The organism is Lactobacillus crispatus, assembly GCF_018987235.1.
Lineage (GTDB): Bacteria > Bacillota > Bacilli > Lactobacillales > Lactobacillaceae > Lactobacillus > Lactobacillus crispatus.
On sequence record NZ_CP072197.1, the window covers coordinates 732,734 to 745,322 of the forward strand.

The 12,589-nt window shown below is 36.7% G+C and carries 10 protein-coding genes and 2 pseudogenes; 11 read left to right on the forward strand and 1 reads right to left on the reverse strand.

Features of this window, described 5'->3' with window-relative positions; translation table 11 throughout:
• Positions 1-30: 30 nt before the first annotated feature.
• The 9 genes and pseudogenes from J6L97_RS03680 (at position 31) to J6L97_RS03715 (ending at position 8,335) form a co-directional block, all read left to right on the forward strand.
• The gene (locus J6L97_RS03680; RefSeq protein WP_057726991.1) at positions 31-1,203 is read left to right on the forward strand and encodes an MFS transporter; all 1,173 of its coding nucleotides are present in this window, start codon (positions 31-33) and stop codon (positions 1,201-1,203) included.
• Between the two features lie 9 nt (positions 1,204-1,212).
• A complete protein-coding gene (locus J6L97_RS03685; RefSeq protein WP_023488649.1) occupies positions 1,213-1,617 on the forward strand; it encodes an OsmC family protein in 405 nt (134 codons plus the stop codon).
• 3 nt (positions 1,618-1,620) lie between these two features.
• Complete coding sequence (locus J6L97_RS03690) at positions 1,621-2,133, forward strand: DUF805 domain-containing protein (RefSeq protein ID WP_023488852.1); 513 nt, start codon at positions 1,621-1,623, stop codon at positions 2,131-2,133.
• 51 nt (positions 2,134-2,184) lie between these two features.
• Positions 2,185-2,937 (forward strand): hypothetical protein, encoded by a 753-nt coding sequence (locus tag J6L97_RS03695; protein ID WP_005728136.1) that lies wholly within the window; start codon positions 2,185-2,187, stop codon positions 2,935-2,937.
• A 145-nt stretch (positions 2,938-3,082) separates the two neighbouring features.
• Positions 3,083-4,583: pseudogene (locus J6L97_RS03700) on the forward strand (SH3-like domain-containing protein).
• Between the two features lie 13 nt (positions 4,584-4,596).
• Positions 4,597-5,049: a Fic family protein gene (locus J6L97_RS03705; protein WP_223876386.1), complete on the forward strand. Its 453-nt coding sequence runs from the start codon at positions 4,597-4,599 to the stop codon at positions 5,047-5,049.
• Positions 5,049-5,249 carry a hypothetical protein gene (locus J6L97_RS11035; RefSeq protein WP_223876387.1) on the forward strand — a complete coding sequence of 67 codons (201 nt, stop codon included), beginning with the start codon at positions 5,049-5,051 and terminating at the stop codon, positions 5,247-5,249. Before J6L97_RS03705 ends, J6L97_RS11035 begins: the two co-directional genes overlap by 1 nt.
• A 122-nt stretch (positions 5,250-5,371) precedes the next feature.
• The gene (gene yjeM / locus J6L97_RS03710; protein ID WP_057726992.1) at positions 5,372-6,862 is read left to right on the forward strand and encodes a glutamate/gamma-aminobutyrate family transporter YjeM; all 1,491 of its coding nucleotides are present in this window, start codon (positions 5,372-5,374) and stop codon (positions 6,860-6,862) included.
• Between the two features lie 243 nt (positions 6,863-7,105).
• Positions 7,106-8,335, forward strand: a complete 1,230-nt coding sequence (locus J6L97_RS03715) for an IS110 family RNA-guided transposase (protein WP_080668519.1) — start codon at positions 7,106-7,108, stop codon at positions 8,333-8,335.
• 257 nt (positions 8,336-8,592) lie between these two features.
• Here the strand turns inward: J6L97_RS03715 and J6L97_RS03720 are convergent, their stop codons facing one another.
• On the reverse strand, positions 8,593-9,792 hold the full coding sequence (locus J6L97_RS03720) for an acetate/propionate family kinase (protein ID WP_057726928.1): 1,200 nt from the start codon (positions 9,790-9,792) through the stop codon (positions 8,593-8,595).
• Positions 9,793-10,076: 284 nt separating this feature from the next.
• On the opposite strand from J6L97_RS03720, the gene J6L97_RS03725 reads away from it, so the two are divergent.
• Together J6L97_RS03725 and J6L97_RS03730 are read left to right on the forward strand one after the other, a co-directional pair.
• Positions 10,077-11,357 carry a lactate oxidase gene (locus tag J6L97_RS03725; RefSeq protein ID WP_057726927.1) on the forward strand — a complete coding sequence of 427 codons (1,281 nt, stop codon included), beginning with the start codon at positions 10,077-10,079 and terminating at the stop codon, positions 11,355-11,357.
• A 150-nt stretch (positions 11,358-11,507) separates the two neighbouring features.
• Positions 11,508-12,580: pseudogene (locus tag J6L97_RS03730) on the forward strand (M20/M25/M40 family metallo-hydrolase).
• Positions 12,581-12,589 lie beyond the last annotated feature (9 nt).

A 12,589-nucleotide genomic window follows, 5' to 3' on the forward strand; every position in this document is an offset into this window, starting at 1 on the left:
TATAATTAGAACAGAATTGGGGGGATCATTTTGGCGAAGAGAAAATCAATTTATACCAAAGATGTTGTCCTGGTTATGGCAGCATCTTTCTTTTTTATGTTTAGTACAATGTTTGTTAATCCTTTGATTAATGGATATGCTAAAGAATTAGGCGCTAGCAGTGCTTTTGCTGGAATCATTGTCGGGATTATGAGTTTAGCAGCAATGTTTTTGCGACCGGTAGCTGGCAATTTAACCGATAAATTTTCTAAATACCGCTTATCGTTTATTGGCGGCACTTTAATTTTTGTAGGGGTAATGGGTTACGTTTTGACTCCGTCAAGTGGTTGGCTTTTGCTCTTTAGGTTAATTAACGGCACCGGTTATGTCCTGTGCACAGTTTGTATGACTACCTGGCTTGCTTTTTTAGTGCCGCGCCAACATGTTGGTGAAGCAATGGGCTTTTATGGTTTAATGAATGCTTTGGCAATGGCGTTAGCTCCAGCAGTTTCGATTAATATTTATCAAAAAATAGGTTATCGAACAAGTTTGGTGGCATCAGCTGTTTCAGCTTTACTAATGATTGTAGCAATTCAGTTTGTGGGTGATCATGCTTTGCCTAAAAAGCGCGTCCGAACGCAGAAAAAGAGTTTCAAAATTATTCAATTTAATGTCCTACCGGTGGCAATTTTGACAACTTTATTTGCTATCCCGTATTTTGTAACACAGGCAGATATTGTAACTTATGTAGAACAAAAACATCTGACTGTCGCAGTTGGATCATATTTCTTGATCTATGCGGTTGTTTTGTTGATTATTAGAGTAGGACTAAAAAGGTATTTTGATACAGTACGTTTTGGCGTCTGGTTTTGGCTAAGTCTAGTTTCAACGGCTACTTATATTATCTTGCTCGCAATAATGAATAATGATTGGCAAATGGCTTTAGCGGCAGCTTTAATGGCGTCAGGCTATGGGATCATTTATTCAGTTTTGCAATCAACTGCGCTGTTGTTAGCACCGATTGAAGAACAAGGCTTAGCTAGTGCTACTTTTTATTTAGGATTAGATATTGCTATGGCCTTTGGCCCGATGATCAGTGGTGTAATTGATTCTGCTTTACCGATAGAATGGTTCTATCCAGTAGAATTAGTCTTAGTTCCATTGATTTTAGTAGTTTATTTCATTTGGCGTAAGCGTTTGAATGCCGCAATTGACCATCATTAGGGTGAAAATATGAGCGAATATGTAGTTAAATCTAAGTTAGAAGATAAAGAATGGCAAATTGCCAACCAAGTACGTGATCATGTTTTTGTTTGTGATGATGTTAAACATGATGCAGGTCCCAACCCAGTTGAGTATCTATGTGGTAGTGTTAATTCATGTATTGTGATGTCGGCAGGGATGATTACCAAGGCACATCAACTTGATGTTAGGAATTTTAGGGTAGAAAACCAGGCAAAAACGGAGAATCTCGGTCATGGTAAATCAGTAGTAACTGAGATGAAGATCAAGGTCTTCTTTGATTCGGCAATGACTAGAGCCGAGAAGGAAGAATTTTTAGCTCACACTTTGCATGTTTCAACTGTTTATCAAACTATTAAAGCAGCTGTCAAAATTTATGTGGAATTAGGAGAATAAGCGATGAGCGAGCCATATTACAAACAAGAATACCAGGGTGAAAGAAAGTTAGATGGTGAGGCCCCAGTTTTTAGTTTTGGTCAAATTATGAAAGAAACTTTTCTGCGACCATTTACCTGGAATGCAAGAACTACCAGAAGAAGTTTCTGGATTGGCATCATTGTAAGCGAGATTTTAATCTGGATCGGGGGCATTATTACTTTTTGTGCTACACTTATGCCAGTTTCACATTATGAAAATGATTCTGTTGATATGATTAATGGTTTTGCTTTCAATAGTAACCATATTTCAGCGATAGTAATTATTGGCATGATCATTTGGGGCTTGATCTATCTTTATTTGAAATTATGTCAATTAGGCCTAGCTGTAAGAAGATTGCATGATATCAATTATACAGGTTGGTGGATTTTGTTAATGTTGATACCGTTAGGTTGGATTTTTGTTCTGTATTTTGCAATTCAGCCAAGTAAACAAGAGCCGGTGAAATGGGGAACGTATCTTTACCTTGACGAATAATAAAAAATGTTATAATTGAACTATAAGAGATTACGTTAGGAGATTATATCGATGAAAACTAAGAATTTATTTACTTCATTAGCTGCCGCAGTGATGCTTTCAGCTGGTTTAGCTGGTGCAGGTGTGTCTGCTGCAGAACCAGTTCATGCAGCAACTACACAAACTTCAAGCAAAAAAGGTACCATTAGTATTAAGCGTAGATCAGTATCAGCTACAGTTAATAATGCTAATCCTAAGCTTTACGCTGTAAACCAAGATGGTAAAATCGTAAAGTCAATGGATTCAAATTATACTAAAGGTCAAACCATCCAGCTTTACTTCTCTAACGAGGCTAAGAACGATCAAGGTTCTGTTACTTTCTATTATGTTGACAGTCAAACTGTAGATGGACAACAATGTGCAATTTATGTTGTTTCGACTGATGTTACCCCTTCAGCAACAGTTCCAAGTCAAGCAGACTGGTACAAGCAAGCACAAAGTGACCAAAAAGCCATTCAAGATGCTTACAATAATAGAGCATTAAAGTACATCGTTGTTTCACCTAAGTCAAAAAAGGGTGCAAAGATCTACTACGCATATAAGAAGAGTGCTAAGGCTAAAAAGGTTTACTTTAAGGCAACCAAGAAGAAGATCAAGTACGGTAAGAAGTACAAGTCATCGATGATCGTTAAAAACGGTAAGAGCAGATATGCTTATATTGGTAAGAAGAGATACTTAAAGACCTCTACTATTAAAGTAGTAAGTGCTAAGTACGCACCAGTTCAATTATCAGATGATTTGAAGAACTTAATTGTTCAAAACTAGAAAAAGTTAATAAAAATTGTAGCGTAAAGGATGAATTATTGTCCTTTACGCTTTTTTGATCTAAAAATTAATAATAATATTGATAAAAAATCTCACTGACCTACAATAGACTTTGCGTTATTTTTAGGGAGTTGTAAAAATAAGAATGAAGAGAGTAAAAGTCTATTTAGGATTAGCTTGTTTGATGACGTTATTATGTTTGAAGCCGCAAGTGGTTGGGGCGCGAGAACTAAATCCATTTCAGACTAAGATGATTAATCCGCATACGTCTTATAGAATTTATCAAAACTTAACTCGTAAAGGTCCGTCAAGAAGTCTATGCCTTGCTAATACGTTTAAACATGGCAATGTTCAAGCCAGTGCAGTTAGAAAAGTTCGCGGTAATAAGTATTGCTATGTTTGGTTAGACGGACATAGAGGCGGTTGGGTCAATCAGCGAGCTTTTTTAAGAAGAAAGATTGCAGTTGTACATCAGATTAGTTTAGTGAAGAATTCGCATTATAGTTTTCCAACTAGGGATGCGATTAATTATGCAACAGATGCAGCAGGAACGGTAATTGAGCCAAGTAAAGTTAAAGTATCTCGAGCAGAAGTTTCATCAAGTAAAAAGGAAAGCTATCGGGTAAGTTATTCTTATGGTAAAGCTCATGCTCAGACAATTGTTCAAGTGAGAGCTAATGCTAGAGAGGGCATTGTTAAAGCAACCAAAAAACCACAAGCTGGAGACAGTGCTCGTAGCTGGTTCAAGCACTATAAGACGTCTGGTAATTGGGGTAGAAGCTTTGCTCCGGAAACTAGACCGCATGTCTTGAAAAGTGGACATTTTAGACTGAAAACCTATTTCTATCAACCTGCGACTTTATGTCAAAGTGATTCGGTAACTGGAACGGTGGGACCAGTACCAGAAGGATTGACCGTGTCAAATGGTTCAATGTATGCAACAATGTATCATTCACCACATGATACACGTGCTCACATTGTTTCTTATCAGTTTAATCATGTACCTAATCGCTATGTTATGCAAAAGTTGTCATGGCTACCTTGGTCACAATTTCTGCGGCTTGCATCCCATGTTAAGATAAGCCCATATATTAAATTGGGACATGGACAAGCAATCGGTTCAACTCGAAAGTATATTTATGTGATTGCTAATAACCATTTATTGCGCAAGAGCTCTCAATCAGAAGAAATTATGCAGATTAGTAAAAACAATTTGCAAATTAAACAGATTTGGACTTTTAAAGTTTGGAATCATTCAGCTAGAACAGGTCGTTATTTCCATAATGCTACTTTTGTAAATGATCACCAATTTATTGCCCTTTACCATGATGCCACAGACCACCGTTTTGAATATTGGGAAGTTACTCGTCAGGGTAATAGTTGGTATCCTAAAGAGATTGGCGCTACTAGAGGAGATTTTATGCGCAATGATTCTCCCGTTCAAGGAATTACCTATGACAAGCATAAAAAAACAGATTTATTGGGCCTTTAATGATTATTTGTTTAAATTGAAACGCTCAGGTAAAGTGCTGGCTAGAGGTCACTTTCATACAGGGCGTGAATTTGAGGGGATTAGCATAAATGGTCGTCATTTATACGCAGAGCTGGCGCAAAGGCCAGAATTGTTGAGGCAGAGGATAAGATAATAGGTGTAAAAATATGTTATACCCAGATAAATTCTATTTAACACAAGATTTAAATAGAAAATTTGGCAGAACTAACCTTGCTCGACTAATATTTAGTGATTTGCATTTTGAGAAAACAAATATTTCTTTAATTCAAACACAATTAGTTGCTGATGGGTTAAATATAGAGAGGGCTTCCGAGAAAGATAAGGAAAGAATTATTCGATTAAAACGAGCATGGCAATATATTATTAATGAAAATAAGGTGTTATCTTTAGATATTGAACTAAAGATACATTTATTACTGACAGGCTATGGCTTCCGAGATAATTTAAACTACAAACAAGAAGAAAAATTTTTCGATGAGTTAATGAACAACGATACCTCGACTACAGATAAGGCAATGACATTGATGTATCATAATATGCGTAATCAATTATTCTGGGGCGGAAATAAGCGTACTGCCACACTGCTGCAAATAAATTAATGATTGACCATGGGGCAGGACTAATTAATGTGCCACTTGATAAGTGGGATCATTGGAATAAGTTAATTAGTGAATATTATTTGACTGGCAAAATGAATACGCTAAAAGAATGGACCTACGAAAACGGTATACAAGGTGTGGTATTAAACAATAATTCAAATTTACCAAAACCAGATATTAATCCAGCCGATTATGATTAAGAAGTAAAGCAGATCTTACTAAGGCCTGCTTTTTTGTGTGCAAAAGCTCTTTTTGAAAATATCATGATAAAAGTTCATAATAGAAATTGTTTGTTTATGTTAAAGGAGTTGTTTTATTTTTTATGAAGAATAATGATCACAGCAAGATAAGTCGTAGTAGTCTGGTCTTGATGATTTTTTCTTCTATTTTTGGATTTAGTAATTCTCTGACAGCTTTTTACCAAATGGGTTATTCAAGTATCATTTGGTATATTGTCACCGCTATTTTATTCTTCTTGCCATCAGCCTTAATTTTCGCTGAATATGGTGCTTCCTTTAAAGGAATTAAAGGTGGAATCTTTTCATGGCTTGAAGGATCTACTAATGAAAAAGTAGCATTTATTGGAACTTTTATTTGGCTATCAGCTTGGGTGATTTGGTTGGTTTCTTCAACCCAATTCTTCTTGGTTTCAGTTTCAACTGCAATTTTTGGTCATGATACAACCCAAAGTTGGCATTTAGGACCATTAACTTCAACCCAATTATTAGGTGTTTTAGAAGTTATTTTTTTGGCAATTGTTACATTCTGTGCCGCAAAGGGAATTGATAAAATAAAGGCGATTAATAATATTGGTGGGATCTTTACTTTAGGAATTGCCATTGGTTTTACAGCAGTTTCACTTTTTGTATTTATTTTGAATCGTGGGCAATTAGCTGAACCAGTGACCGCACAAAATATGGTTCATTCACCTAATCCAGCATTTCAGTCACCGATTGCGGTTATTTCATTTATTGTCTATGCTTTATTTGCCTATGGTGGTCTGGAAACAACCTCAGGAGTAATTGATTCAGTTGATAAACCGGAAAAGAATTATCCTAAGGCTCTGATTACGGCCATGGTCTTAATGACAGCACTTTATGTTGTAAACATCTTTATGTGTGGGGTGGCTGTTAATTGGAACAAATCGTTAGGTGGTAAAGGTGTTGACTTAGCTAATGTCGAATATGTTTTGATTAATAATTTAGGTATTGTCACTGGTCATAGCCTAGGTCTATCACATTCTACTTCACTGGCAATTGGAACTGTCTTTTCTCGTTTGGCCGGAATTGCGGATGTGTTATCAGGAATTGCCGCTGCCTTTTTGATGGTTTATTCACCGATTAAATCATTTATTGAGGGGTGTGATCCGCGACTATTGCCTAAGAAAATGGTTAAGTTAAATAAGCACAATATGCCTGAATTCTCGATGTGGGTACAAGCAATTGTGGTTAGCGTTATTATCTTATTTATTTCATTTGGTGGTAATGGAGCACAACAATTCTATACAATTTTAATGGATATGATGAATGTTTCTTCATCAGCACCATATTTATTTTTAATTGCTGCTTACCCATTTTTTAAAGCTAAAAAAGACTTAGATCGGCCATTTGTTTTTATTGAAGGTAAGAAAAAAGTTTTGGCAACGACAATTGTTGTTTGGTTAGTGGTTGCGGTCGGAATTATCTTTACTTGTATCGAACCACTCTTTACCGGAGACTGGCAAACTTCATTCTGGACGGCTATTGGTCCAGTGGCCTTTGGTGTTATTGCTTGGATTTATTACGCATATAATGAACGAAAAGAAACATACTAACCTAGTGTTGGATCATGAATCGACGGATTCACGATCTGGCACTTTTTATTTTGTCTAAAATAGAAAGTGAAGATAAAGCAAATCAAGTCTTCAGCTTTTTAGACACTTGATGTCGTAAAAGAAACGGACTGCTTTACCACCTATTCTTAAGTCTCTTCGAAGTCTGTGGGCACTTAGATGCCGTGTTTAGAAAATTAGAATTAATAGGTTGATAAAGAGGTTTATCTTCACAGCGGAGGTTATATTATGGAATCACAAATTATTTTCGGTATTGATGTTAGCAGTAAATCTTCCACAGTTTGTGTGGTTAATGACCGGATCAAACAAGGCGAATCTTTTAGAATCTCTAATGATTCCTTTGGCTATCAAAAACTTTATGAGCAACTGAACCAATATTTGATAACTCCTTTAGTTGTTTTCGAAGCTACTGGTGTTTATTCTCTAAGCCTGCAAGCTTTCTTAGAGGATTATCATATTAAGTATTTGAAGCTTAATCCGCTTAAAGCGAAAAAGCTAATGGACAATAATTTACGCCATAATAAAACTGATAAGGTAGATGCTTATCGCCTGGCTTTAATTCAATTTAATGCCCCGCAAAAGCTGCGTGATCCACAGCCCAGAGAGTATCATGAACTTCAGAATGCCAGTCGCTATTATGAAGAACTTACTAGGAGTATAGTTACTACTAAAAATCAATTGCACCGCAACCTCCAATCCACTTTCCCACAAATTGAAGAAATACTGTCTCATCCATCTGGCAGAATTTATTGGGCGCTTGTTAGTCTTTTCCCACATGCTGGATATGTTCTAGAAAAGAATGAGACACAGGTAACTCAAATGCTTAATTCTATTTCTGGAATAGGACAACAAAGGGCACGGTACTTAACCACAAGATTATACGCTTTTGCTAGAGAAGCTTATCCTTATGATTCCAAAGATAGTATTATCGTTAGAGCTATTCAAAGGAACATTTCTAATTTATTTTCACTCCAGCAAGAACGCGACTATGTAATTAACTACATGGAAAAGCTGGCTAAAGCAGTAAACGCTCGTGCTTTATCCATCTATTTGAGTATCCCAGGGGTTGCTAGAATTACAGCAGTGAGATTAGTAGCAGAGCTCGGTGATCTAAGACGGTTTAGCACTTCAGCTCAAATTGATGCGTTTGTTGGCATTGATCCAGGAAGGTACCAATCTGGTGAAAAAGACAGTTCTCTTGGCATTACCAAGCATGGCAATCATATTGCCAGAAAAATACTTTATCGAGTTATTACTCAAATGGAGACGGTAAAGGCTACGCAGCCTTGCCATATAACTGATTATTATGACAAGAAAAAACGATCTTCAAATAGCCAAGGCTATAAGAAAATCGCCATTGCATCAGTCCATAAACTGATACGCACAATGTTTGCTCTTATCAAACATGATCAATTATATGATTACAACATAGCCACCGAAAATAAAAGACTTTAGCTGAAATCAAATAATCAACTTAAGTATAAGCAACCTATGGAAAAACTACAAGTATTCATAGGCTTATTTGTGGTACTTTCGCTTTTTCTTAAATTTAAACTCTTATTTGCTTTAACCTTATTCGCATCATTAAAACAAGTAAATTTATTTTCTTAAATCATTGATAATACTTGACTTTGGGTAGAAAAAAGCAATGGCTTAATACGCAAAATAAGACGAAGGATTTTGTCCTTCGTCTTATTTCTTTTCTCTATTTTTTACTTTAAGCCAGCTACTCTGACAACATCACGTTCAATCATTAATTCCTCATTAGTTGGAATAACCATACCAACAATAGTTGAGTTGGGCTTGGTAATAATGGTGGCATTTTCTTTATTAGCGGCTGAATCAGGCTTAAGGCCTAAAAGTTCGAGTGAATCCATGACATGTTCACGGACGCCAAAGTCGTGTTCACCGACACCAGCTGTAAAGGCGATACCATCTAGGCCACGCATTTCAAGGGTATAAGCACCAACATAGCGAATGATTCGATTAATGAAAATGTTTCTAGCTAAGTCAGCACGCTTCTTCTTTTCCCCTTCGAGCTTAGTCATGTCACCACGTAAATCACGCATATCTGGTGAAATGCCTGAAATTCCTAACAAACCAGATTCGTTGTTTAGAACCTTAAGCATTTGATCAGCATCAAGATTTTCCTTTTTCATGACAAAAGCAAGTAAAGAAGGATCAACATCACCTGAACGGGAACTCATCGTAATACCCGCCATTGGTGAAAAGCCCATTGAAGTATCGAATGATTTACCATCTTTCACAGCGGTAACTGAAGCACCAGATCCTAAGTGACAAACGATTAATTTCAAGTCCTTTAAGTCGCGTTTCATAATTTCAGCGGCTTTTTGACTAACATATCTAACCGAAGTGCCATGTGCGCCATATTTTCTTGCACCGTATTTTTCATAGTATTTATATGGAAGTGAGTACAAGTAGTGCACTGGATCCAAGGTTTGGTGGAATGAAGTATCAAAGACAGCGACTTCAGGGACGCCAGGCAATACTTTCATGAAGGCCTTAATGACATCGGCTTCAGCGGTATTATGAAGCGGCGCATATTGTTTCAAATCATAAATCTTTTGTAGTGACTTCTCATCAATTAAGGTGGAGTCCTTAAATTCTTCACCACCCGCAACAATTCGATGTCCGATTCCGATGATTTCTTTAGGATCGTCAATTAAATCATACTTTTTTAAATTTTCAAGCAAGATTGTAACGGCAGTTTCGGAATCAGGAATGTCAACTTTTTCTTGGTGTTTTTCACCTTTAACCTTGATTGTAAATGTGGAGCCGTTAAGCCCAACTCGATCAGCCATCCCTTCGCTGATAACTTTTTCATCAGGAAAGGTGAAAAGCTTAAATTTAAAAGAAGAGCTACCCGAATTAATCGCTAAAATTTTTTTCATAAATTATGCCTCTTTTTCTTAATTTTTGCAGTGCAACCTATCCAGTAAGGGCATGCAATAAAGAAAATGCCACTAATCTGCTTTAAGTAAGTTCTTGCAGTAATAGTGTCAACGTCTTTATTATACAACTTTTGCTGTAAGCTCTTACAGATATTTTTTTATTACTAAAATTTATATATAAATTTGATTGATCATATATAAATTTAGAATATCAATTTGCAACAAAACCGCTTACAAACTATAATGAAATTAACATACAATATATATTGAGAGGAGAAAAACGAATGACCCACTACTACGAAGGCTTTCCACAAAGTGACCGCGATGAAAAAATCAAGATGGTGAATGTGGATGAACTTGAAGAACGTGTTAAGAAGGTAATGCCAGAAGGTGCATATTATTATATTGCTTCGGGTGCAGAAAATGAATGGACCTGGCGTAACAATACTGCTGCTTTTAATCATTTTCAAATTGTACCTCGTGCTTTGACTGAGATGGCTGATCCGCAAACTGATACTGATTTTATGGGGATGCACTTAAAGACGCCAATTATGATCGCTCCAATTGCTTGTCATGGAATTGCACATAAAGATGCGGAAGTCGCAACGCAAAAGGGTGCTGCTATGGCTGGTGCGCTCTTTAGTTCTAGTACTTATGCTAATAAGAGTGTAGAAGAAATTGCAGCTGCAGCTCCAGAAGCACCAAGGTTTTTCCAACTTTATTTGAGTAAAGACTGGAATTTTAATCAGATGGTTTTTGATGCAATTAAAAAAGCTGGTTATCAAGGCATTTTCTTAACCGTTGATGCTTTGGTATCAGGTTATCGTGAAGCAAACTTGCGGACTAACTTTACTTATCCTGTACCATTGGATTTCTTTAAGCGTTACCTTGGTGCAAAAGGTAAAGGTCAAAGCGTAGCTCAAATGTACGCTTCTTCTGCGCAAAAGATTGGTCCTGAAGATGTTAAAAGAATAAAGAAAGAATCAGGGTTGCCAGTCTTTGTTAAAGGTGTTATGTGTGCTGAAGATGCCTATAAAGCAATTGGGGCCGGTGCTGATGGAATTTACGTAACTAATCATGGTGGTCGTGAAGTTGATGGTGCTCCTGCTACCATTGATGTTTTGCCAGAAATTGCGCAAGCAGTAAATCATCGGGTGCCAATTATCTTTGATTCAGGTGTCCGTCGTGGCTCTCATATCTTTAAAGCTTTGGCTTTGGGTGCTGACATTGTTGGAATCGGTCGTCCATATCTTTATGGTTTAGCCTTAGGTGGTGCGCATGGGGTTGCTTCAGTTATTGAACAATTAAATGATGAATTAAAGATTGATATGCAATTAACGGGATGCAAGACAATTGATGATGTTAAGCATGCTAAATTGACGCACATTGCTTATACTGCTGATAATTTGCCATCTAATACTGATCCAAGCAGACGCAAGGAATATCCGATAACTGATGAAAATCAAGTTAAGCAAACTGATGCGGTATCTGGTGCTTCTAAGTTAGAAGGAAAGCCAGCTCCTGAACCAGAGGCTGATACCACAACTGGCGTTTCAGTAAGATAAAGCAAAAATATAATTAATATTTTCAATATGATTGTCATTTAATAAATGATAGTCATATTTTTTTACTATCAAGAACTCAGCGGCTACAATCAAGGTGAAAGCGATTCGATTTTTGGAGAGGAAAATTAAATTATTGAAGAGAATAATGTTTTGACTGATACTGAAGAGCTTAAAATCTTGAGTGATCTTGTTGCAATAAAATCCGTTAATGATAATGAAATTTTAGTAGCAAAATATTTACAAAAACTATTAGGAGAACATGGAATTAGTTCACGTTTGTTGGAATATTCCACAACTCGCGCAGATTTATTTGCTGAAATCGGAACAGGCCATCCCATTTTAGCAATTTGTGGTCACATGGATGTTGTTTCACCAGGTGAATTAGATCAATGGCATACTGATCCCTTTAAATAACCAATAAGGATGGTAAATTGTACGGCCGTGGAGCGACTGATATGAAGTCTGGTTTAGCTGCCTTGGTTATTGCCATGATTAATATTCATGAACACCATTTAATTAAGCATGGTATTATCAGCCTGTTAGCTACTTTTGGTGAAGAAGTTGGTGAACCTTCTGGCTACAGTATTGCCATTGCTCATAAGGGTTAGATGGATATTAAGTTAACTTCCCAAGGCAAGGAAGCTCATAGCTCAATGCCTGAAAAGGGTTATAATGCGATCGATCCATTAATGGATTTATTAGTTAAGGCCAATAAGGCTTTTAGAGAAACAGATAAAAACAATCCAGACTTAGGTAAGTTGACGTTCAATACTACTGTTTTTACTGGCGGGGAACAGGTCAACATGATTCCCGGAGAGGCTACCGCGCAAATTAATGTGCGGACTATTCCTGAGTTCAATAATAGTTTGGTTGAAAAGAAATTAACTGAATTAGTTAAGGCAGAAAATGCGCAAGGAGCTAAAATCAAAATGGACATCTATATGTCGGAGCCTTCAATTAAAACTGACGGTAAGTCTGAATTTGTTAAATTAGCTCAAAAAATTGGAGCAAAATATGCGGAAAAGCCGATTCCAACAGTTGCTATTAAACCAGTAACTGATGCTTCAAATTTGATTGCCGACAAAGGACCTAGCTATCCGTTTGCCATGTTTGGTCCTGGTAATGACACGCCGCACCAAGTTAACGAATATGTTGATGAAAAGATGTATTTGAACTTTGTGAAGATCTATACTGAATTGTTTGTGGCCTATTTGAATAAATAATTTGGAAAG